Below are 23110 nucleotides of genomic sequence, written 5' to 3'. Positions count from 1 at the left end.
AAATAACACCACAAATAAAGGTTATCATCAGCAATCAATTATAAACCATTAATTTTCACTGACTTTGGTCAAACCTTTCTTGTTTATATATATAAGTTTGTTGAACTTCAAATCCAAGCCGATCATTACTGACTAATTTGACTTTACCATTTTCAATGTTCAATCCGGGACCCAAAACCCCTTTTGCCACAAATGGCGCTTTTTCACCAATGATTCCAGTTCCAATCAACATGAACTGGCTTTCACCTTTATCATTTTCACCGAAAAATAATTGCGGTGTATCAGGTACATCATTCCCAGTTTCGTACTTAAGTTCATCATATACTTTTGTTCCATAATGCAAGTGAAAAGCATAGAGCCCCCCACTTCCCCCGCTTAGACTACATTGGTCTGTAATATTACTTGTCGAACCCGGTGAAAAACTTGTAAAGTAGGCGACACCACCCACAACAGTACTTGCGGCTAACGATTTCTCTCCTTTTATCGGCAAGTTATAATACCAACCATGAAAACGAGATAACTCAATTTCAAGGTTAACAAAGCCTTTAATATCATCTAGTTGCTTGGCAAATGGATCAGAACTTACATTCATTAAATCAGAGTGAGTAATTGTAGTAGGGACATTATTCCCAGTGAAAGACTTAGTCACAGTATTTATATCCCGGATCATAAATAACTGATCTTTTACCGATGTCAAAGTCGGCTTTGCACGGTTCCCACTGCCTATTAAAACCGCATCAAACGGAGTATCTAAACGTGTTATTGTTGACTTACCATTAACAACAACCTCAGAAACTTTACTGTACACACTTCTTGCAATAGTTGGTTTATAGAAGAAACGCCGATCTGTACTAGCATAAGTACCTCCAAGGCTCGCTAACTTGAAGTGTGTCCAATTATTGGAGTTATCTGTAGCCATATCAATTCGCCAAATATCTCCACCTGTGTCGCTCGCATACAAACGATCTATATAACCATCATAGTCAGAGTCAACAAGAGCAATATCAGAAGCTATACTGTGCTTTCCTTGGAAACCATTTTGCGATGGTGTCAGCGCCCAGATTTTTTTTCCTGTCTCTGCATCAACAATATATATTCCCCTTCCTTTAGAGTCTGATGAACGTTGTCTATTATCTTTGTTGGTATCATAGCCCGCACCAAAGATGAGTACAGGACGGTCTTTATAGCCTCGCAAATTTATATAGGCTACTTGTGCTTTAGACCATGTTTGAGCTAGTTCTTGAAAATCACCAGAACCGCCAACAATTGGTCCCCCCCACATTACTTTTGGTGAATCAGGCTTTGTAATATCAAGTCCGTAGTAATTATTACCGCCTCGCCTTAAACCAAAAAATGCCCAAACTCGATCACCTTTACCAACAATACCATCCTTATTTTTATCATCAAAAAATACCGAGATAGGCCCATCGATACCATAAACTTTATTATTTCTCTGGTTATCTCTCAGCGGTTTTATAATTTTATATAGATGTCTAGGAATGAAAGCCCAACTTTCACTTAACACATCGTTCTTATCTTGAAACATATGTAAGTAGCCAGCATTTGTACCTATTAAAATACGAACGTCATCGTTACCATAATCAATAGTGACAGGCCTAGAGTGAAGTGGGTCACCAAAAATATCTTTTCGTGAGTCAGATGTTGAGTAATCATTATTCTCATCATCTACATCGAGACCTCTTGACCAATTAATTAAATCTTCAACTTCTTCTGGTTTTGCTTCAAAAACTGCAGCGGCCTTTGCAATTGTATTATAGTGATAAACAACACGGTAGCGGGTAAAGTTAAGCATACGCCCACTAAGGTTACTTAAAACTTTGCGTCCACCTTTTGGTAAACTTGAAATACTTGATAAGTAAAGGTTGACCCCACCTAATTCAACAGAATTACCATCAGGGCTCTCTTCATCTGGAAGCCAAAATGTTCTTGCATTCTTAGCAATTAGTCCTTGAGAATTCAATGCAGACTTACCAGTTGCATCAACGATTGAATCACCCGACACTTTCAATTTCTTTAGGTTTCCTCGCCAACGAGCGTTAGTGCTTGGATAGAACATCGTGTAATACAAAGCATCTCTACTACGAGTCTGATCTCTATTATTCGAAGTAATAGCGGGTGCAGTAAAATCTCCACTATCCTCTCTAATGACTGCGAAGGCCTTATCGATTGCTTCAGATAACCCTTTCGCATTATTTGCAAAAAGATATTGGCCGCCACCAAACTCAGCAGTTTTCGTAAGCAGTGCTTCATTGTTATCAGTGATACCACTGCCAAAACCTACGGTATAAATTACCCCTTGGTCATTTACAGATGATGTTTTGGTATACAAATCAACCTTTACATTCTTTGTTCCATGAATAATTTTTGCTAATGCAGCTAAATGGCTATCTGGTTCATAATCATTCACAGGATAAGAAGGCGCTGTTGTACCAAAATAGTTTCGGTAAATATTTTGTATATAAGCATCACGGCTATTATCCCACTGAGGCTCACCATCAGAAATAAGAATAATATTGACTGTATTATCACACCGTTTATTTGGAGAACTAAAAGGCGACACATATTGCTGATCTTTTTCCGCTGTCGTATCTCGCATTGAAGGATCAATTAGTTTCGCAAAATCAACACTTTGCCCGGTTAAATACCGATAAGTTTCCCATAAAGTCTCTGTGACTGGAGTAGATCCTCCAGCTGATATGTTACTAATAATATTTTTTATTGTTTTGTGATCTGTTCCTAACTTTGCTTTTAAATATCCACCTTCATTCGCTGAAAAACGAAATAAACCAAAATCCATATCGGGGTTGGAGTTAATAACTCTTGTAATTACATTTCGGGCTGCATTTATTCGGCTATCTGGACACTCTAATAAAAAGCTAGTGTATGGATCACGACATTGTAAACCAGTTTCTGCTGAACGGAGCATACTTCCTGATGTATCTAACACAAATAATACTCGTGTCTTTTCAGCTAAATCTTTATCGTAATTTACATATAGCTCTGTATCATCAGCATACCCTGGCACGATAAATATTAAGGCAAATATACACATAAAAAAAAGTAAAATAGTACTGGCTTTCATTTTGCTTTCCTTCTCTAACCACCCGTATTTAGGCTTGCCATTTCTTGGGCAACCCCCGTAGTTATTGTCAGAACATGAGTACTTTTCTTGCCATAAGTTATTGTGCTATTAACCTGAATCATGTTGCATGCTACGCCTGAGGTGAAATTATATTTTCGAGGACAAGGTAAATCTAAGGCACCATTATTTAAGTTAGTCATGGTGTTAGTTGTATTGCCAACCCTTCCAATTACAAAGCCCCCCTCAGGTATTTCTGCAGCTTTCATCAGAAAAGCACTATCGCCGCCTTTTGTGGCCTCCGCTGAAATTACTTGCTGAACATTACCAAATAACTCATTTTCAGCGACTTCACGTTCTTGTACTGCGTTTGTTATTTTTATATCAATAGAACTACTATTCATTAAAGTAACAGCAATCCCTGTAACAGCTACCACCATTATCAATGCTACAATTAATACAACGCCTTGTTGCTTTTTTGCTAAGGTTACATGCGCCATAAATTTGCCCCCACATTGTTAAGCCTAATTGTTGTTGTAAAAAGAGCTCGCCTGTAATTGTCATTAAATTTAAGCACCCTACCGCTAGTACCTTCTCCTAACGTGTATGTTTGATTAGTAACCTTTAAATTTGCATCAGGCATCAGCGTTCTGGCTAATAAAAACACCTGAACCGTTAAAATTCCTCGGCGATTTTCCCAGTCACTTTCTGTCATATCAGTAATACTTTTATAAGTGTCTACACGACTGTTATTAGTCGTATCCAAGCCAAAAACAAAATGTAAATTCTCAACCCCTTCCATGATGGTTTCTTTTCTCATACCTGCATTTACTGTTAGCCTCATTCGTTTTAGAGCGGGTACTTTGACTGTCTTTTTGTTAAAACTAAACGTTTGCTCTGAAATGTAGTAGACATGGTGCCTGTAACGCCAAATTGTTGCATTCCCATTTATTGCGCCTGCAACTATCGGTCCTCGAGAAAAAAGCCCAAACTCTTGCTCAGCAACAAAATAAAAGTTTCTGTTATTAGTACTGTTAGGTTGGATTTGTAGTCCTTCTAAAAACTTAACCTGTAAAATATCGGAGTTTTGATTAGCATCGTTAATACAGCCTAAAGCATTGGCTGAACTTGCTTCTATTGCATAAACCGAGCGAAAGTTTGTATTTGCATTAGCATCTGGAAAGCTTGCATTGTTCAAGCCTGCTGAACAGTCATTACCTGGGTTATTAACCCGTGTGGTATCAGTGTTATCACTCGAAAACGAGTCTTCATAAAAGGTGCCCCAAAAGCCGATTTGTTCTATATCACGTTGCATTATATTTAATGCTAAACGACCTGTTTCCTGTAACTCACCAATAGCCATTGTATCTTTTGTAGTTACTTTCATACTGATATAAGTAAACATCACTCCACCAAGAACCAGGCCACCTATAAATAAAGCGACCATTACCTCAACCAGTGTAAATCCATTATGTTTATTCATATCAAGACCTTAAATAGATATAACTATCAAGAACAACCAAACGACGCTTATCAGTAGCAGCGCCACATTTGACAGCATTATTTTCTTTGCTAGCTGATAACTCTTGTCTACCTCGCCAACTGATCACAACTTGAATATTGAACTCATTTGCACTCCCTGCAGCGACAGGGGTGCTACTTATACACACTGTTGCGTCATCTAAAGCACCTGTATTTTCACGTGCTTGAATGGCTCGTATCCACTGTTGTTTATCGAATGCTGCGATTTGTTGCGCAGAACATCTAGCGTTAAGACACGGTTGTGCTGCACCAGCCGAAGATTCACTGCTAAATTCTCCATTATACAAACCTGCAAAGCCTGAAGAATCATTAGCTCGCATACGTTGAATAATGTCATTGCCTAACGCAATTGCAGCAGAGCGTTGCAATGCATCGAAGCTTGCTTGCTTAGCTTTTGCTTGGAGGGCCACAGCGCCTAATAAACCAAAACTTAAAATAACAAAGGCAATAAGTACTTCGATTAAAGTAAAACCTTGCTGGTCAGGATGTTTAAACATGATGAAATTACGGATACTTTTACATACCGTAAGAATAAAAGAACACTAATAAATCACAATCTGAATATGGATAAGCGGTCAAAATGCTCGATAAGCGGTATTCCTCCCTCATTGAAGCTAATACCATTGACCCAGAAAGAGCCAAAACTAATAGGAAAGACTAATTAAGTGGCTTTTACTTACCCATCGCAGCTTTAACATTTTTAAGCTCTCGACGACTAACAGCTAACGGCTCTTCAAATTGCTTCATAATCACGGTATGACCACCCGTCAACGAGTTATTAAGACTTACAATATGCTGTGAATTCACAAGCGTGTTGCGATGAATTCGCAGTAGCTGTAACGGATAGGTTTGCTCGAGTTGCTTTAAACTCTGTTCAATAAGCGCTTCACCTTTGAAAAATAAAACTCGAGTGTATTTTTGTTCAGCGATACAGCATATAACATCATCCACATTTATCCTTCGCAATACGCCAGCAAGTTGATAACTAATATAGTTATTTTCAAGTGGGCTTACTTGAGTGCGGTTTAATTTACTGAGTTGAGCCATTGCTTTAGTTAATGCTTGCTCAGAAACAGGTTTGACTAAATAACCATCAACAGCGAGCTCAAATGCAGTTAACGCATGCTCGGCATGTGCTGTTAAAAACATAACTGCAGGAGGGATAGAAAACTGCTTTAGCTCTGCTGCTACCTCTAACCCAGTCAGCTTAGGCATATTAATATCAAGCATGACTAAATCAGGTTGCAAGCACTTACAAAGCTCTATCGCTTGTTCACCATTACTTGCTTCACCAACCACAGTATACCCCTCATTAGTAGATAATAAACGTTTGATACGTGCCCTTGCTAAAGGCTCATCATCAGCAATCAATACTTTTATCATGCGCCCCTCTGCTTTGGTATAACTAGCTTCACTCTAAAAATTCCATCACGATTAGTAGTCGTAAGTTGCGCTCTTTGATTATAAAACAGCGCCAAGCGCTGACGAATATTATCAAGCGCCATACCATTACCTGTTCGCGAATGGCTCACTTGTGCTGCGACTGGGTTAGTTATAATGAAGGTATAAGCTTTGTCTGAGTGATGCATTTCGACCGAGATATTTCCCAGCTCAGCGGGCTCCACACCATAAAATACGGCATTTTCAATAATTGGTTGAATTGTTAAACAGGGAATATCAATATCTGGCAGCGCCTCAGGTAATTTCCAACTTAAAGCTAGCCGCTCACCGTAGCGCCAACGTTCAAGTGCTACATACTGTTGGCACAAGGTGATTTCGTCAACAAGCTTAATCGCTTTACCGCTTCGCATAGCAGCCTGTGATAGCGCCGCCAGTGCTAAAATTGCCTGCTCTGCGGCGTCAGCATCATAATGTGTAAGCTCAGCGGCCGTATTCAAACTATTAAACAAAAAATGGGGCCGAATTCTTGCTTGCAATGCATCTAGCTCAGCCTGAGCTAACGCTTTAGTTTGCTGCTCTTTTTGATTATGAATATGCAAAAACTGACCAAATAGTGCCGCTACTAAAAACACAATTAGTAGGTTACTGCCAATAAAGTTTGCTCTCGACTCCATAGAAAAAACATCTGAAAATAGAGTCAAAAACAGCCAGCTATAAACGTAAGTTAATCCAAGTAAGGATAAAATTAAAATGGTCAGCTGATGCGTCTGTGATAGCTTTATGAGTATAACTCGACTCAAATAAAGTAAAGATAAACTAGAAAGAAAGATAAGGTGTAAAAAGCAGCTAAATATTGCAAGACGTGACCACACATCACCTAAACTCATTGGCGAGAAAGCGAGTAAAATAGCAATGACTTGGCTGACGATCAGTGTGGCAAGGACACCACGGGATTGAAAAAGAGCCGCAATCAGCAAGCCGTTTGAATTTGGCTGTTTGCTCATGGGCTCCTCTTTTATTGTTGTCTACTAACTGTTTAGATTAGCGTAGCTCAACGGGAACAGCAAATACTATGTTCTCTTCTTCACCTGGATTTTCAACAACTTGATTACCACCTAATTCTTTTAGACGGGCAATTACCTGCTGGACTAAAACTTCTGGTGCAGATGCGCCTGCAGTGACACCGACAGCATTTACATTGTTAAACCAATCAGCTTCAACATTACTCGCATCATCGATTAAATAAGCGGTCGTTCCCATTTTGTCAGCAAGCTCACGTAAACGATTTGAGTTAGAGCTATTTTTAGCCCCCACAACAAGCAGTACATCTACTTTATCTGCCAAGTCACGAACGGCATCTTGACGGTTTTGCGTAGCATAACAAATGTCATCTTTACGCGGACCATCAATCGCCGGAAACTTAGTACGAAGTGCATCAATCACATCTGCCGTATCATCAACAGATAAGGTTGTTTGGCTACAGTAAAACAGATTTTCAGGGTTTTTAACCGTTAAGCTAGCAACATCCTCAGGGGTTTCTACTAAATAAATACCACCCTTTTCGTTGTCATACTGCCCCATTGTACCTTCGACTTCAGGATGCCCATGGTGACCGATTAACACGCACTCAGTCCCTTTGCGGCTTGCACGTGTTACTTCCATATGTACTTTTGTTACTAGCGGGCAAGTTGCATCAAACACTTTAAGATCACGACGTTTTGCTTCGTTGCGAACAGCTTGCGATACACCATGAGCGCTAAAAATAACAATGCTGTCGTCAGGCACCTGATCTAGCTCTTCAACAAATACTGCACCACGATTTTTAAGTCCATCAACAACATATCGATTATGAACCACTTCATGGCGCACATAGATAGGTTTTTCAAAGATATCAAGTGCACGTTCCACAATACTAATTGCACGATCAACACCGGCACAAAAACCACGTGGATTTGCTAATAAAATATCCATTAACCTGTTACCTCTAAAATATCGACTTCAAAGGTTAAGCGTTGTCCCGCAAGTGGGTGATTAAAATCAATTGTGACAGAGTCACCTTGCACTTCACGAACAAGTCCTGGTAATTCAGTACCATCAGGCTGAGTAAAAGCTATAATATTACCCACTTCAGCAGGGGTCTCTGCACCAAACTTGCTGCGGTCTACATAATAAATGTTATCTGGATTTGGCTGACCAAATGCATCCTCTGGCTCCAACGCAAATGACTTACTGTCACCAGCAGCTAAACCTAGTAAACATTTTTCAAAGTTTTCTGTCAGGCTACCATCACCCATTCGCAATTTTGCAGGTTTATTATGCACCTTAGTTGAATCGGCTGCTGAGCCATCCTCTAATTTAATTGAGAAATGAAAGATCACTTCAGAGTTTTCACCAATTACAGCTTGGCTCATGCTTGTTGCTCCTTAGGACTTTCGCCTGTGAAGGCATCAAATAAAAGTAATGCGGCACCGATACAAATCGCACAATCGGCAATATTAAAAACAGGAAAGTGCCAATTTTCATAATATACGTGTAAGAAGTCAATAACATAGCCATAAGCGATGCGGTCGTATAAATTGCCAATCGCGCCGGCTAACACTAACGCATAAGCAGAACACAAGACCTTGTTCGTCGCTGGTAAGCGTTTAAGCCACCACACTAATAACACACTGATCGACACAGCAATCAAACTAAAAAACCAGCGCTGCCAACCACCAGAATCACTTAAAAAGCTAAATGCTGCACCATAGTTATGTACATAGGTGAAATTAAAGAACGGCAGAATATCTATCGACTCTTTGTAGGCCATGGTATTAACGACAAGTGTTTTTGTCGCATGGTCTACTACTAAAAGTAGTAGACTCAGCCATAACCAAACCAAGCCACTTTTTCCGGCTAGTTTGCTCACTAACAACTCCTATGCGAACTGACGCTGTTCACCATCGCCGTCAACATTACTTACACAACGGCCACAGATTTCAGGGTGTGCTGGATCAGCACCTACATCATCACAGTAATGCCAACAACGCTCACATTTTTCAGCAGTTGTTGCGGCAACTTTAATGAATAAACCATCAATCTCAGTCACCTGAGTACCTTCAGGCTGCGCTGTCACTGTTTCAACTGTCACGCCTGAAGTTAATAATACAAAGCGCAATTCATCACCTAATGCAGCTAATTTCGAGCTTAGCTCTTCACTAGCGTAGATGCTTACGTTTGCTTGTAGTGTTGCACCAATAACGTCTTCTTTACGAGCAGCTTCTAGCACACGGTTTACTTCATCACGAACATTAAGGATTGTTAACCAATCATCGTTGCTGAATTTACCTTGTGAAGATGCTTGTAAGCCATCGTACCACACTGAAGTGAATACGAATTTGTCACGCTCACCTGGTAATGCTTCCCAAATTTCTTGCGCGGTGAAGCTTAAAATCGGTGCCATCCAACGCGTCATTGCTTCAGCAATGTGGTAAAGCGCAGTTTGACATGAACGACGTGCATGGCTGTCGCTTTTAGCTGTGTATTGACGATCTTTGATTACGTCTAGGTAGAACGAACCAAGCTCACCAGTACAGAAGTTCATTAGCTTTTGCGTTACAAGTAACATTTGGTACTTGTCATAAGCCGCTAAGATTTCATCTTGCAGCTCAGCTGCACGACCCACAATCCAACGATCAAGCTCAACCATGTCTTCAATTGCAACTTGATCCGTTTTAGGATCAAAACCATTAAGGTTCGCAAGTAAGTAACGGCTGGTGTTACGGATACGACGGTAACGGTCAGCTGAACGTTTAAAGATTTCATCAGATACAGTCATTTCGGCTGTAAAGTCAGTTGATGCAACCCATAAACGTAAGATGTCAGCACCTAGTTTGTTCATCACGTTTTGTGGCGAAATTACATTGCCTAATGATTTAGACATCTTGCGGCCGTTTTCATCAACTGTGAAACCGTGTGTTAACACTTGCTTATATGGCGCATGACCATTGATAGCAACCGAAGTCATCATTGACGACATGAACCAACCACGGTGTTGATCAGAACCTTCTAAATAAAGATCTGCCGGACTCGTTAAATCTTCACGAGCATCAACCACACATGCGTGAGTCACGCCTGAGTCAAACCATACATCTAGGGTATCTTGTACTTTCATGTATTGCTCAGCGTCATCGCCAAGCAAGGTTGCAGGGTCTAAGTCATACCAAGCTTGAATACCTGATTTCTCAACCAGTTTTGCGGCTTCTTCGATTAGCTCTTGCGTATTTGGGTGAAGCGCACCTGTGTCTTTATCAACAAATAATGCAATTGGCACACCCCATGTACGTTGACGTGAAATACACCAATCAGGACGGCCTTCAACCATGTTTGCAATGCGGCTCTCGCCCCACTCAGGTAACCACTCAGTCTTTTTGATTTCATTTAATGAATCTTGACGAAGGTTAGCTTGATCCATACTTACAAACCACTGTGGCGTAGCACGGAAGATAATTGGTGTTTTATGACGCCAGCAATGTGGGTAGCTATGTGTAAGCGCATGATGGTGTAATAACGCATTGTTTTCAGTTAATACGTCAATCACGCTCGCATTTGCTTTAAATACGTGCTGACCAGCAAACATTGGTGTGTCAGGTAAGTAAACACCGTTTGCACCAACAGGGTTAGCAACTTCTAAACCATAAGCAAGACCTGCCGCGAAATCCTCTTGACCGTGACCAGGCGCAGTATGAACAACACCAGTACCAGAATCAGTTGTTACGTGATCAGCAACAATTACAGGCACTGTGAAGTCATAGAACGGGTGAGCAACCTGTAAATTCTCAAGTGCCGCACCTTTTACATAACCTAGTACATGGTAATGCTTAAAGCCATAACGGTCCATTGCATCTTTTACTAGCTCTGAACCTAAAATTAAACGCTGCTGTGCGCCTTCGTCATCAACTTGAACTAGGGCATATTCAAGCTTTTCGTGAACTGCTACTGCACGGTTAGCTGGTAATGTCCAAGGTGTTGTCGTCCAAATGGCGGTACTAACAGCACCAGTGCCATGATGGCCCTCTGCTAGTTCGAACGCATCAATAACAGCGTCTTGATCAGCAAATTCAAAACGAACATCGATTGCTGGTGACTGTTTATCTTGGTATTCAACTTCCGCTTCAGCGAGTGCTGAACCACAATCTGTACACCAGTGAACAGGCTTAGCACCTTTATGTAAGTGACCATTTTTAATGATGCGACCAAGTACGCGAATTGCGTTCGCTTCAAAGTCAAAGTTCATTGTTAAGTAAGGCTTGTCCCAGTCACCAAATACACCAAGACGTTTAAAGTCTGTTTTTTGACCTTCAACTTGTTTTTTGGCGTATGCACGGCACTTTTCACGAAACTCAGCGGCAGACACTTTCACGCCAGGCTTGCCTACTTTCTTTTCAACCATTAATTCAATAGGTAAACCGTGGCAGTCCCAACCCGGCACATAAGGTGCGTCGAAGTCAGACAAGGTTTTTGACTTAACAATAATATCTTTAAGGATTTTGTTTACCGAGTGGCCTAAATGGATATCACCGTTTGCATACGGAGGGCCGTCATGCAAAATGAAGGTTTTTTTACCTTTTTTAGCGCTGCGAATTTGACCATATAGATCGTCTTCATACCATGTCTTAAGCATCTTTGGTTCACGTTGTGCCAAATTGCCGCGCATTGGAAACGCTGTTTCCGGTAAATTCAAAGTATGTTTGTAGTCGCTCATTAATCCTACTTTCCGTATCGGCTACCTAATTTAAACCAAAACACTGCTTAGCGGCGGTTACATCATCTGCAATCTGCGCCGTCAGTTGTGTTAATGTCTCGAATTTTTTCTCATCGCGAAGCTTCTTGATTAGCTCCACGTGCATGAATTGTCCATAAATGTCTTGCGCAAAGTCGAAGAGATGAACTTCTAACAATGCACGTGTCCCATTAAATGTGGGTTTGTTGCCAATATTTGCAACCCCAAATAATTCTTTATTACCAACTTTTGCTCGCACCGCAAACACCCCATTCACAGGGCATACTTGGCGTTTCAATGCAATATTGGCGGTTCTGAACCCTAATTCACGGCCTTTTGCCCAACCATGAATAACGCGCCCAGAAATTGCGTATCCATGACCTAACATGGTCTTAGCATCTTCTAATTGCCCTGCAGCAAGCGCATGACGAATAAGAGTACTGCTCACCCTATCATTGAGTCTGCGAAAACTTGCAGTACTTTTCACATCCATGTTTAACTCAGCGCCCATAGTTTTCAGTAGCGCAAAATCACCACGGCGACGTTTACCAAAGCAAAAGTCATCGCCCACGGTTAATGCTTTGACACCTAATTTTTCAACCAGTACATGACTAACAAACTGCTCGGCTTCCATATTGGCAAATTGCTGATTGAAACTAATGCAAATCACCCGCTCCACTCCTAATTTAGCAAGTAAGCTGAGCTTATCACGAAGTCGAGTCAAACGCGCTGGTGCATTATCTTTGGCAAAAAACTCTTGTGGCTGAGGCTCAAATAACATCACGGTACTTGGCAACTGATGTTTTTGTGCGTCTTGAAGCAAGCCTTTAATCACTTCAGCATGACCTAAATGCACGCCATCAAAATTACCAATGGTCAACACACAGCCATAGTGCTGCGCGCGAATATTGTGAATACCTCTAATTAACTCCATGCCACCTTTTTGCCTTTATAAGCGAGCCCAAAACATTGATATCGAGCTTGAAACGCCGATTATAATCTTTTTTTTAGTTTGATTCAGTAGTTGCAACACTTTTTATCGTATTTAGTCGCACACCTAAAATGAATAAGGCCGCAAAGTACACAAAAACCGCCAACACTAATAACCCGCTCAACAGCAGCACTTGCTCAGTAAAGTGCCATGTTCTCCACGCAAATTGCTGACCAACAACCCACACCGAAGCAGCCATTAATACACTTGAAAACAAACACTTAAATGTAAAACCTAAACTCATCACTGAAAACTGATAGACCCCTTCTTTACGCAGTTGATGATACAACAAATAAGCATTACAACTGGCCGACATCGCTGTTGCCAACGCTAACCCCAAATAACCGATAAATGGTGCTAGCATAATATTAAACACCATATTCAACACGAGTGTTTTAATGCCTATTTTTACGGGGGTTTTAGTATCTTGGCGAGAGTAAAAGCCGGGTGCTAACACCTTGATCAACATGAAACTAACCAATCCCACAGAATAGGCCATCACACCGTAACTTACCGCTTTCACATGATCAATTTCACCGTCCTGAAACGCGCCATGGTCAAATAAAACCGTAATAATTAGCGGGCTTATCACCATTAAACCAAACATGGCAGGCAAACCTAAAAATATAACAAACCGTACTCCCCAGTCTAAGGTCAGCTGAAAATCTCTAGTACTTTTGGTGCTATGCAACTTTGACAGTGCCGGCAAAATTACCGTTGCGATACCGATACCAAATAAGCCAAGAGGAAACTCAATTAAACGGTCTGAGTAGTAAAGCCAAGCGATAGAGCCTGTCATCAACATTGAGGCAATCATGGTGTCGAGTAACAAATTTATTTGACTGATAGAAACACCAAACAACGCAGGAAGCATTAGTTTTCGGACTTTTTTAACGTTTTCATCTTGCCATCCCCACTTTGGGCGGCTCAGCATGCGTGCACGGTATAAAAATGGCAATTGAAATAGCAACTGCACTAAACCACCGACAAACACGCCGATAGCAAGCGCATATGCCCCTACCGAAAATTTATCATGAAGTAAGATAGCGCAACTAATGATCGATATATTCAACAGCACTGGAGTAAACGCCGCAACAGCAAAACGATTATATACGTTCATTACCGCACCACTAAGGGCAACTAAACTTACAAAAAATAAATACGGGAAAGTCAGTTTTAAAAGCGCACTGGCAAGTACGAACTTTTCAGCATTTTCGCCTCCTTGCCACCAATCGATAAACCAGCCAGTGCCAAATAGGGCTGCTATGACAGGGGAAGCAACGACCCCAAACAAGGTAACAATTAATAAAATAGTTCCTAAAGTGCCAGCAGCTTGAGCAACAAACAGCCTGACTTTGTCATCACCTTGTTGCTCTTTTATTTCAGATAAAACCGGCACAAAGGCTTGTGCAAATGCACCTTCGGCAAACAAACGTCTTAAAAAGTTAGGAATACGATTGGCAAACAAAAATACATCTGCAGCGGCACTGGCGCCAAGCAGGTTCGCTACAACAGCATCTCGCACTAATCCTAAAATACGCGAAATCATTGTCATTGCACTGACAATCATCCCAGAACGAAATAATCCTTTTGCCACCTTAAACCTATTATCAAAAAACCTCTAAGATGGGCGATTATGCCTAAAATATCTTTAAAGCACTAGGCTCGAACCCGACCCTTTGTTACAATAGCGATATTAACTGCTAAAGCGGCAAATTGATGTTCGTTATAAGGAGCAGTTTTTCTTGAGATGTCAAAATTTCGTTGACATTCATGATAAAAACAGGCATATTCCACGGCCTTTAAATTAAGCTTATTTTAAGATTGTTAGGAGCAAACCTTGGCTAACATCAAGTCTGCAAAAAAACGCGCTATTACGAGCGAAAAAAATCGTCAACATAACGCAAGCCGTCGTTCAATGATGCGTACTTACTTCAAAAAAGTAGTTACTGCTATTGAAGCGGGCGACAAAGAAGCTGCACAAGCAGCATTCGCTGTTGCAACACCTATCCTAGACCGTTACGCAACTAAAGGTCTAATCCACAAGAACAAAGCAGCTCGTCATAAGAGCCGTTTAGCAGCTAAAATCAAAGCGCTATAATTTGTTTTTGATGAATATATAAAAAACCGGCTTATGCCGGTTTTTTTTTATTTAGAATTTAACAAAGTAATCGCTCAATTTACCTCATTAAATTAATTCGCTAGACAATTTCCAGCTCAGGGTAAAACTTCTTCAGCATCGCTGCAATTTTCTTAGGTGTAAAAGGTTTAACAACAAATCCTTTAGCCCCCTTTTCGATCGCCTCTTTAACATTTTCTACTGTCGAATGGGCCGAAACCATGACCACATTTGCTTCAGGCGAAATTTCATTGATTTGTGAGATAATCTCTTTACCGTCACCATCAGGTAATTCAATATCTAAAAAGATAATATTGAATTCTTTTTCTTTGCATGCGCTTAAACATTGCGCGGCCGTAGAAGCCTCACGCACATTGTCTATACCTAGGTGCATTAATGTTTGATTTAAAAAACTGCGAACCGTGCCTACGTCGTCCACAATAAGAATTGAAAGCTGCGTATCCATACTATTCCTCTTAAACTATGAAGATAAACACTCATTGCACTCAAGAGTGTAACGCATTTAACCTATAAGTGATTTGAATTTGACTATTATATCAAAAACTTCGTTATAATCTCATTATAGATACCTACATTTAAAAGGCCAGATAAGCTTTATGTCTAATAAAATAAAAAAACAATCTTTGCTTGGTAAAACACCTGAACGAAAAAAACCAACGCAAGCCAAGCGTCAAAGACCGTCAAATCAACAACAAGCTCGCGCACAAGTAGCGCAACAAACAGCCCCTGAAGTAGAACTTAAAAAAAGCAAAACACGTTGGTACGCACTCGCAGCTGTTGTATTAATTCTATTAATTACACCAAAACCGATGTTAATCACTTATGAAAAGCTTGGTATGGTCTCACAAAGTGTATTTTGGCCAGGTGTTTTTGGCTATGGTGCAAACTTATTTGATTCAAGCCTCAGCCCGCGCGCAGACCTAAGCCGCAACACTATATACTTATGCCAAGATAAGCATAAACCAGATACTTGTCAGAAGTATCGTGTAACAGAACAAAGCGGTTTTATTGCAGCAATGAAAAAGCTATTAATAGATTAAAAAATCTAATCCGAAAATTAAAAATTACTTGGTTGAAAGCTGTGTAAAAGATCACCATAATGGCGCTCCTTTTTCAACACAGACACGATCAGATACGACCATGCTAAACGAGCTAGATTGGCTTTTAAACTTTACATTACTTGCACTAGGGCTAGGTGCATTTTTTATTAACCAGCTCACATTACTGCGTTTTGCGGCAATTAGCGCGTGTAGTTTATTATTTTTATCGTTTAGTTTAGATCTGATGTCATCAAGCGTTATCTCGAATATGAGCTTGGTGTTGATCAACACATTTTATTTATTCAAGGTCTACACATTTGGCCAATTGAATATCAATCAAGGTTAATCTTCTCCTAAGATAAATTGATAGAATAGGCTATCCCATCTATCATCTTTTATGCCCAAACAGCCTTCTGTTTGGGCTTTTTTTTACTTACAAAATAATTGAACTGAGATACCATAAACGGCGTATATAAATAATTTGGAGGTACCTTATGTCATTAAACGACTTCGACTTATTTCTCTCATCAATGGAAGACGTAAAACCTCTTAAGCATGACACTGTTCAATTTGATTCCACGAAACAGGGCCCTTCTTTAGCGCAACAAGAAAAACGTAAAGCAGCTGAGTGTGATTTAGCAATTGATGAAAACTATTTACGTACTGAATTCGTTGAGCTATTAGATCCTCATGCCATATTGGCATTTAAAAAAGATGGCGTACAAGGCCAAGTATATAAAAATCTGCGCTTAGCTAAATATCAACTCGATGCCACGCTTGATTTGCATGGCCAGCCTCTTCAACGAGCGCGCAGTACGCTTTTTAATTTTATTGATGACTGCCATAAACGAAATATTCGTGTCGTACTAATTCGCCATGGTATTGGTATCAAAAATAAATCACAGCCGGGTATTTTAAAGAGTTACACCAACAAGTGGCTGCAAGAAATTCCAGCCGTTTTAGCGTTTCATAGTGCTCTTAAACATCATGGTGGTAGCGGTGCAACGTATGTAATGATTAAAAAGTCAGACGAGAAAAAACACGAGAATAGAGAAATACATTCAAAAAGAAGTTAGTTGAATAAGCGATTGAAGTGCAGCATTTATACCAATACGCTTAATTTATTAGTCTATTTTGAGGCAACATAGCCTCGTTGATAACAAGGCAAAAATTTCGTTATTTAGTTGTTCTAAATGAAAAATTTTAACCTAGTTAGCGACATGTTTAATCCCTCAAAAAGATTAAGTATTATTACGGATTGGTATTATACATGCTGCACTAGCTGACAATGATTTGTGGTTATGATTGGCTAATATCAATGGCCTGAGCTGGTTGCTCAGATGCATTAGCTTGATTGAACCATGCTGACACACCTAGAACGATAACTGACACTACGACTAGGCTAAATTTAGCCCCACCTTGATTAGATTTCATAACGCCTCTTTTTATTGTTTTTTTATTGAGCAACAACAGAATAGCAAAGTTACAGATGTTAACAAGGTGTTTATTAAACTAATTTGTAATGCGTCAATAACCTTTTGTTCTATCAACCTGATTTATTAGATTTTTACCCTCAATTAATCTTTTAACATTACCCGCAATTTGCAAAGTGACTGACTCTAAATCTGATAATGCAGCGCAATGAGGCGTTAAGGTTATCTTTTCATGAGACCAAAATGGATGTGTTTTAGGTAAGGGCTCTTCACTAAATACATCAAGCGTTGCACCTCGTAATTGCTCACTATCAAGTGCCCTCAGTAAATCTTCATCAACCACATGTTTGCCTCTGGCAACATTAATTAGCACTGCATGGGTTTGCAGTTTACTAAGAAGTGATTTATTGATAATGCCCTGAGTGTGTTGATTAAGTGGAAGTAAGCAAACGAGAAAATCAATTTGACCAAGCATTTCATATAAACCCTGCTGCGTGTAATACGTATTCACCTCAGAATCATGTTTTTCACTATTAGACCAAGCACTTACTTGAAAACCGTTGCGAAGTAAACGCTTAGCGCAGGCTTTACCTAGTTCGCCATAACCCAAGATACCCACATGTTGATGTGAATACGCTCGCTTTGGCTTCCAAGTGCAGGCTGATTGTTTTAAATAATATTCTTTAAGCCTAAGCTTGTGTGCTAACACATGAGTCAACACATACTCTGCCATGTCATTTGCAAGGTTATCATCAACAATTCTAACAACGGGAACATGCGCTGCTATCTTCGTTAAGTCGATGCTATCAACGCCTGCACCGAATGAAGAAACCGCTTTTAAATTTACCAGCTTAGGCCATAAATCAGCAGGGGCATTCCAAGCCAGTACAAACTCAACTGCTTCGTAGTCAGTACACTCAGACCAAAGCTGCACGTCAACCTCTGGTAATAACGCTTGTAATCGGGCAATTAATTGGCTGCAATCTCGGCCAGTTACAGCTACAAGTAAAATCATTGTCTTCTCCATTTTGCTTCGTACTCGAAGCGCTCTTTAAAAAGTCACACAACTGCAACCTAACTGTCACAGCGAACTCTTACCCTAACCTCATCGCTGAATGCGTTTATGTTTGAGGTTTGTATGATCAGTGTTGATAAAGTAATAGAAGCAAATTTACCACAGTTAGAAAATTCACCAAAAGTAAAAGGCTTAGTAAAGAAAGGTCTGGGTTATTTATTACATGAGCAAGAGTTTGTTGCCTTTGGTGATGCATACCCACACTTACAAGGACTAGAGTTTGTAGAGCAAGTACTTGATGAGCTGGACTTTGACACGCGCTACAAGCCTAAGCAAATGGAACATATTCCGAGTGAGGGTAATGTCGTCATTGTGGCTAACCACCCTATTGGTTCACTCGATGCATTAGCGCTGATAAAAGTATTATCAAGTGTGCGTCCTGACTTAAAAGTCGTTGCAAACCGCATGCTGATGTCAATCACCCCTATGCACTCGTTACTTCTTCCCGTTGATAACCTCTCTGGCACAAGTAAAAAGAAAGAGCTTGCTAATATCCAACAGCATTTAAAATCAGACGGTGCGCTATTAATCTTCCCTGCCGGTGAAGTTTCAAGGTTAAGTCCAACCGGAATAAAAGACTGTAAATGGAACTCTGGCTTTTTAAGGATGGCAAAAAAAGCCAATGCACCTATTTTGCCAATTTATATCAAAGCGAAAAACAGCCCGCTATTTTATGGTACTTCAATGATTTATAAACCATTAGCTAGTTTATTATTAGTCAAAGAAATGTTTAAACAGCGACAGAAGTCACTAGAGTTTGAAATTGGGGCATCCATCCCTCCTGAGTCATATTTAATTGAGAATTTAAAAGATAAAGAAATAGCCCAGCTTATAAGAAAGCAGCTGTATCGACTTATCACTAAAAAACCTCTGCCGTTAAAGACGCAAACCCCCATTGCAAGCCCAGAAGCGACAAAAGATCTAAAAAAAGCCATTGAAGAGTGTGAGTTATTGGGTGAAACCTCTGATGGTATGAAAATTTACCTATATCAATACTGTGGTAGCTCACCAATTTTCCGTGAGCTAGGACGACTTCGTGAAATTGCGTTTCGTGCAGTCGGTGAAGGCAGTGGTAAACGCCGAGATATAGATAAATACGACATGGATTATCAACACCTCGTACTGTGGGATGCTAAGCAACTTGAACTAGTCGGCGCATACCGACTTGCCTGCGCACAAGATATTATAGAAAAACATGGCCGCAAAGGTTTATATACTGATAGCCTATTTAGCTACAGCGATGATATGGATCCGTATTTTGAAAAAGGCATTGAGCTCGGTCGCAGCTTTGTGCAACCCAAATACTGGGGCAGAAAGAGCCTAGACTATTTGTGGTTCGGCATCGGCGCCTTTGTTAATCGTTACCCACAATACCGCTACTTGTTTGGTGCAGTCAGTGTATCTAACGCACTACCCGAGCAAGCTAAATCGCTACTCGTTCATTATTACCAGCATTATTATAGTGCAAAACAAGTGTTAGCAATTCCAAACAATGAATATCGTCATACCGAATCACAAAAAGAACAATGTGCTCAGTTATTCGCTGGGGATGATATTAAAGAAGATTTTGTTGAACTTAAGCATGTACTCGCCAATATTGGCGCGCAAGTCCCTACCTTATTCAAACAATATACAGAACTTTGTGAGCCAGGTGGCGTACAATTTTTAAGTTTTAGTATCGACCCTGAGTTTAATAACTGCATTGATGGTTTAGTGCTTGTCGACTTAGATAAAGTGAAAGCGAGTAAAGCCAAACGCTACTTAGGACAGATACGCGAATAGTCGTTATAAAATAACTAAAAAAAGTCGGCAAGCGCGCCGACTTTTTCTTTTTTTAATTAAATATATTTCTAAGCGCAGCTAAATATATTTGCTCAATGGCTTTTAAATCTGCAATGGGAACGTGTTCATTAACTTGATGAATAGTATGGTTTCTCACGCCACATTCAATCACTTGCGTGTGCTCATTAGCAAAAAAGCGGCCATCAGATGTGCCACCACTGGTACTAAGCATAGGAAAGCTGCCAGTTACTTCATGCACAGCTTGTTCAAGCTGCTGCAATAAGCAATTGCTTGCTTGATGCATGGTATAAAATGATTCGCACGGGCGCTCCCAAACAAGCGTTAGCTGCGATGCTAAATCTGCCAATGCAAACTGAATTTCTTCTTTAACGTCTTTACTTTTATAGCCATGACTATAACGCACGTTAAAAGTGAGCTCACATTGAGCAGGAACAAGGTTATCTACCACATTAGCAATATTAATTCCGGTCACTTGCAGTGTTGTTGCCGAGCCAGCTTCATCTTTGTGCCAGCAAATTGCCGTTAAGCGCTTCACAACCTCTGCACTTAAATGCGCTGCGTTTATGGTGTTTTCTGGATAGGCAACATGTCCAGCTTTACCTTGAATAGATAATCGAGCAGACAATGCGCCACGTCTGCCATTTTTAATGGTATCACCAACATGCAAGTGACTCGTCGGCTCGCCAACTAGGCAACCATCAAGCACGACGCCTTGTTTGGCTAGACGCTCAGCAATCAATAAAGAGCCGTATTCAGCCTCGCCCTCTTCATCTGAGGTTATTAACCAGTAAAATGTGCCTCGTTTATTGCTATTTTGCGCTAAAAAGCGATTGGTTGCGCAAAACATTGCAGCAACACCACCTTTCATATCTGCAGCGCCACGGCCATAAATATTGCCTTCAACTATTTCGCCGCTAAAAGGGTCAACTCGCCAATCACCTTGAGCGGCAGGCACCACATCAATATGACCCGAAAAAGCAACAACAGGCCCATCACCAAAGGTTACTTTAGCGATTAAGTTAGTAACATGATTAAAGCTAAACACCTCACATTCAAAGCCCAATTGGCTTAACTTGTCCTCAAGCCAATCAATCGCGCCTGCTTGAGCAGGTGTTACCGATTTAAATCGAATCAAGGTTTGTAATGCTTTTACCACCTCAAACTGTGCTGATGGGTGTGATGCTAATTCAACATTTGATACCAAACTCATAATAACCCTAGTCATTTAGAAAGCTTGGGTTATTACAACGAGAGATTATGACCGCAGTGTGAAAGTTAAATTAATGATTTCCTTCTTCGATGAGTGTTTCTTGGGTCACCTTAGCAATCTCTTTGTCTTCTTTCGTTAATTGTGTTCGTTGCCAACGACCTGCTGCGAACCAAAGATAAGTAATTAGCGCCACGAGTACATTGGTGATTGCAAAGGAATACCATATGCCCTGCGGTCCAAGTGAGGTATGTTTAGACAAAATATACGCTGTTGGAAATTGGATAACACACTGTGAAAGCAGTGAGACAACCATAGCATTAAGCATGTTACCTGAAGCTCTAAATGCAGCAACCACGCAAAGCTGTACGCCTATTCCGCCCCAAGTTAAACACATAACGCGGATAAACTCTGCACCACCAGCAATCACAGATTCATCATCGGGAATGAAAAAAGCCACCAAGTATTCAGCGAATACATAAGCTATAACGCCTACTAATGTCAGGCCTAGCAGCCCCCAAAGCGAGGCTAAATGTGTTATTTGTGCAGCACGCTGTGGGTTTCTCGCTCCCATATTTTGACCAACCAAGGTCGAAACAGCCATTGAAAGACCCATTGCTGGAATCATCACCATTTGCAAAATATTAGATCCTACACCATAAGAAGCAATGGTATGCGTACCAAAGCTAGCCACCAAAAAAGACATAATGATTAAACCAAATGCTCTCGCTGATAGTTCAACCGACCCAGGAGCCCCTAAAAAGAAGGCTTGCTTCATATATTGCCAGTCTGGTTTAAAACTAGAGAGTTTAAGTTGAATACCATGACGCCCACGTAAAAACACCCATACTCCGATTGCAGCCGCTAAGCTTTGCGTGATAAGTGTAGCTAATGCAGCCCCCATTACGCCAAAGCCAGAGAACTCACCAAAACCAAAAATCAGTAAGGGATCGAGCACAAAATTGAGTAACACAGTACCGCTTACAATGTAAAGCGGCACCTTGGTTTGCCCTATGCCACGCATTAGAGCTTGAAACATGGCATAAATAAACACAAACACAACGCCAATAAATGATACATGCATAAATTTAAGGGCATCACCAAACACTTGCTCTTCAACACCTAATAAAGTCAAAAAGTAAGGTGATAGCACATAGCCAATTAAGCCAAGTAAGGCTGCGGTTATTGTCACCATTAACATGGTTTGCGCAGCAACATGATTTACCTTATCTTGCTGGCCAGCTCCCATATATTGAGCAGATAAAATAGCGCCCGCCATAGCCAACCCAGAGCCAATAGCAATCACTAAAAAAGTAACAGGCATACTGACAGAAACAGCAGCTACTTGCTCTGCCCCTAAACGTCCTACCCAAAATGCATCGGTCAGCTGATAAGCCGACTGCAAAATATTGATTAAGATGATCGGGATACCTAATTTAAGTAGCGCTTTTGAAATCGAGCCATGAAGAAATAAATGCTGGGGATCAGCCATGAAAAACACCTAATAAGCAAATAACACCGTTAGTTTACCAGCCGTAAATGAATATAGAGTCAATAAGAGTCAATCTTTTTTTTGCTGTACCCGCTTAAAAACTTAATCTAAATCAATAAATGCCT

The 23110-nt window shown here is 40.5% G+C and carries 22 protein-coding genes; 5 read left to right on the top strand and 17 right to left on the bottom strand.

The genetic code is table 11. From position 1 onward, the window contains the following. Positions 1 to 55 precede the first annotated feature (55 nt). The 12 genes from J3455_RS05345 to murJ all read right to left on the bottom strand — a co-directional run bounded on the left by J3455_RS05345 (position 56) and on the right by murJ (position 14392). The gene (locus tag J3455_RS05345) at positions 56 to 3103 is read right to left on the bottom strand and encodes a PilC/PilY family type IV pilus protein (RefSeq protein WP_349561299.1); all 3048 of its coding nucleotides are present in this window, start codon (positions 3101 to 3103) and stop codon (positions 56 to 58) included. 14 nt (positions 3104 to 3117) lie between these two features. Further along, complete coding sequence (locus tag J3455_RS05340; protein WP_297330870.1) at positions 3118 to 3600, bottom strand: pilus assembly PilX family protein; 483 nt, start codon at positions 3598 to 3600, stop codon at positions 3118 to 3120. Next, on the bottom strand, positions 3588 to 4583 hold the full coding sequence (locus tag J3455_RS05335; protein ID WP_297330871.1) for a PilW family protein: 996 nt from the start codon (positions 4581 to 4583) through the stop codon (positions 3588 to 3590). The genes J3455_RS05340 and J3455_RS05335 overlap by 13 nt, the downstream gene beginning before the upstream one ends. 1 nt (position 4584) lies before the next feature. Further along, entirely contained in the window at positions 4585 to 5139 is a 555-nt protein-coding gene (gene pilV, locus J3455_RS05330; RefSeq protein ID WP_349561297.1) for a type IV pilus modification protein PilV, read from the bottom strand. 175 nt (positions 5140 to 5314) lie between these two features. Beyond that, positions 5315 to 6025 (bottom strand): LytR/AlgR family response regulator transcription factor, encoded by a 711-nt coding sequence (locus tag J3455_RS05325; RefSeq protein WP_349561296.1) that lies wholly within the window; start codon positions 6023 to 6025, stop codon positions 5315 to 5317. Next, a complete protein-coding gene (locus tag J3455_RS05320) occupies positions 6022 to 7047 on the bottom strand; it encodes a sensor histidine kinase (RefSeq protein WP_349561294.1) in 1026 nt (341 codons plus the stop codon). Before J3455_RS05320 ends, J3455_RS05325 begins: the two co-directional genes overlap by 4 nt. Before the next feature lie 37 nt (positions 7048 to 7084). Then, positions 7085 to 8014, bottom strand: coding sequence for a 4-hydroxy-3-methylbut-2-enyl diphosphate reductase (ispH, locus tag J3455_RS05315; protein ID WP_130051917.1), 930 nt, complete (start codon positions 8012 to 8014; stop codon positions 7085 to 7087). Then, entirely contained in the window at positions 8014 to 8454 is a 441-nt protein-coding gene (gene fkpB / locus J3455_RS05310) for an FKBP-type peptidyl-prolyl cis-trans isomerase (RefSeq protein ID WP_130051918.1), read from the bottom strand. The genes ispH and fkpB overlap by 1 nt, the downstream gene beginning before the upstream one ends. Beyond that, positions 8451 to 8951, bottom strand: coding sequence for a signal peptidase II (gene lspA / locus J3455_RS05305; RefSeq protein WP_130051919.1), 501 nt, complete (start codon positions 8949 to 8951; stop codon positions 8451 to 8453). The genes fkpB and lspA overlap by 4 nt, the downstream gene beginning before the upstream one ends. 9 nt (positions 8952 to 8960) lie before the next feature. Beyond that, positions 8961 to 11786, bottom strand: a complete 2826-nt coding sequence (gene ileS / locus J3455_RS05300) for an isoleucine--tRNA ligase (RefSeq protein WP_349561291.1) — start codon at positions 11784 to 11786, stop codon at positions 8961 to 8963. Positions 11787 to 11811: 25 nt separating this feature from the next. After that, positions 11812 to 12738: a bifunctional riboflavin kinase/FAD synthetase gene (ribF, locus tag J3455_RS05295; RefSeq protein WP_130051921.1), complete on the bottom strand. Its 927-nt coding sequence runs from the start codon at positions 12736 to 12738 to the stop codon at positions 11812 to 11814. A gap of 73 nt (positions 12739 to 12811) precedes the next feature. Further along, positions 12812 to 14392, bottom strand: coding sequence for a murein biosynthesis integral membrane protein MurJ (gene murJ / locus J3455_RS05290; protein WP_349561290.1), 1581 nt, complete (start codon positions 14390 to 14392; stop codon positions 12812 to 12814). Between the two features lie 243 nt (positions 14393 to 14635). Between murJ and rpsT the strand changes: the two genes are divergently transcribed. Then, positions 14636 to 14896, top strand: a complete 261-nt coding sequence (gene rpsT, locus J3455_RS05285) for a 30S ribosomal protein S20 (RefSeq protein WP_054561913.1) — start codon at positions 14636 to 14638, stop codon at positions 14894 to 14896. Between the two features lie 100 nt (positions 14897 to 14996). Here rpsT and J3455_RS05280 read toward each other — a convergent pair whose 3' ends face one another. Beyond that, positions 14997 to 15380, bottom strand: a complete 384-nt coding sequence (locus J3455_RS05280; RefSeq protein WP_054561914.1) for a response regulator — start codon at positions 15378 to 15380, stop codon at positions 14997 to 14999. Between the two features lie 151 nt (positions 15381 to 15531). On the opposite strand from J3455_RS05280, the gene J3455_RS05275 reads away from it, so the two are divergent. From J3455_RS05275 to smrA, 3 genes are all read left to right on the top strand, one after another. Beyond that, positions 15532 to 15975: a hypothetical protein gene (locus J3455_RS05275; RefSeq protein WP_130051922.1), complete on the top strand. Its 444-nt coding sequence runs from the start codon at positions 15532 to 15534 to the stop codon at positions 15973 to 15975. A 100-nt stretch (positions 15976 to 16075) separates the two neighbouring features. Next, a complete protein-coding gene (locus J3455_RS05270) occupies positions 16076 to 16321 on the top strand; it encodes a hypothetical protein (RefSeq protein ID WP_036969134.1) in 246 nt (81 codons plus the stop codon). A 148-nt stretch (positions 16322 to 16469) separates the two neighbouring features. Beyond that, entirely contained in the window at positions 16470 to 17051 is a 582-nt protein-coding gene (smrA, locus tag J3455_RS05265; protein ID WP_054561916.1) for a DNA endonuclease SmrA, read from the top strand. A 223-nt stretch (positions 17052 to 17274) separates the two neighbouring features. Here the strand turns inward: smrA and J3455_RS05260 are convergent, their stop codons facing one another. After that, positions 17275 to 17409, bottom strand: a complete 135-nt coding sequence (locus tag J3455_RS05260) for a hypothetical protein (protein WP_256854724.1) — start codon at positions 17407 to 17409, stop codon at positions 17275 to 17277. A gap of 93 nt (positions 17410 to 17502) precedes the next feature. Further along, positions 17503 to 18423 carry a 2-hydroxyacid dehydrogenase gene (locus tag J3455_RS05255; protein WP_167658479.1) on the bottom strand — a complete coding sequence of 307 codons (921 nt, stop codon included), beginning with the start codon at positions 18421 to 18423 and terminating at the stop codon, positions 17503 to 17505. A gap of 123 nt (positions 18424 to 18546) precedes the next feature. On the opposite strand from J3455_RS05255, the gene olsF reads away from it, so the two are divergent. Then, complete coding sequence (gene olsF, locus J3455_RS05250) at positions 18547 to 20265, top strand: bifunctional ornithine lipid synthase OlsF (protein ID WP_167658478.1); 1719 nt, start codon at positions 18547 to 18549, stop codon at positions 20263 to 20265. Positions 20266 to 20317: 52 nt separating this feature from the next. On the opposite strand, the gene dapE is transcribed toward olsF, so the two are convergent. Both dapE and J3455_RS05240 read right to left on the bottom strand, forming a co-directional pair. After that, the gene (dapE, locus tag J3455_RS05245) at positions 20318 to 21496 is read right to left on the bottom strand and encodes a succinyl-diaminopimelate desuccinylase (protein ID WP_349561287.1); all 1179 of its coding nucleotides are present in this window, start codon (positions 21494 to 21496) and stop codon (positions 20318 to 20320) included. 70 nt (positions 21497 to 21566) lie between these two features. Next, positions 21567 to 22985, bottom strand: coding sequence for an MATE family efflux transporter (locus tag J3455_RS05240; protein WP_349561286.1), 1419 nt, complete (start codon positions 22983 to 22985; stop codon positions 21567 to 21569). Positions 22986 to 23110: the final 125 nt, after the last annotated feature.

This window comes from Pseudoalteromonas sp. NFXS39, assembly GCF_040148775.1.
Taxonomy (GTDB): domain Bacteria; phylum Pseudomonadota; class Gammaproteobacteria; order Enterobacterales; family Alteromonadaceae; genus Pseudoalteromonas; species Pseudoalteromonas apostichopi.
This window is presented reverse-complemented; position numbering and strand designations above follow the sequence as displayed.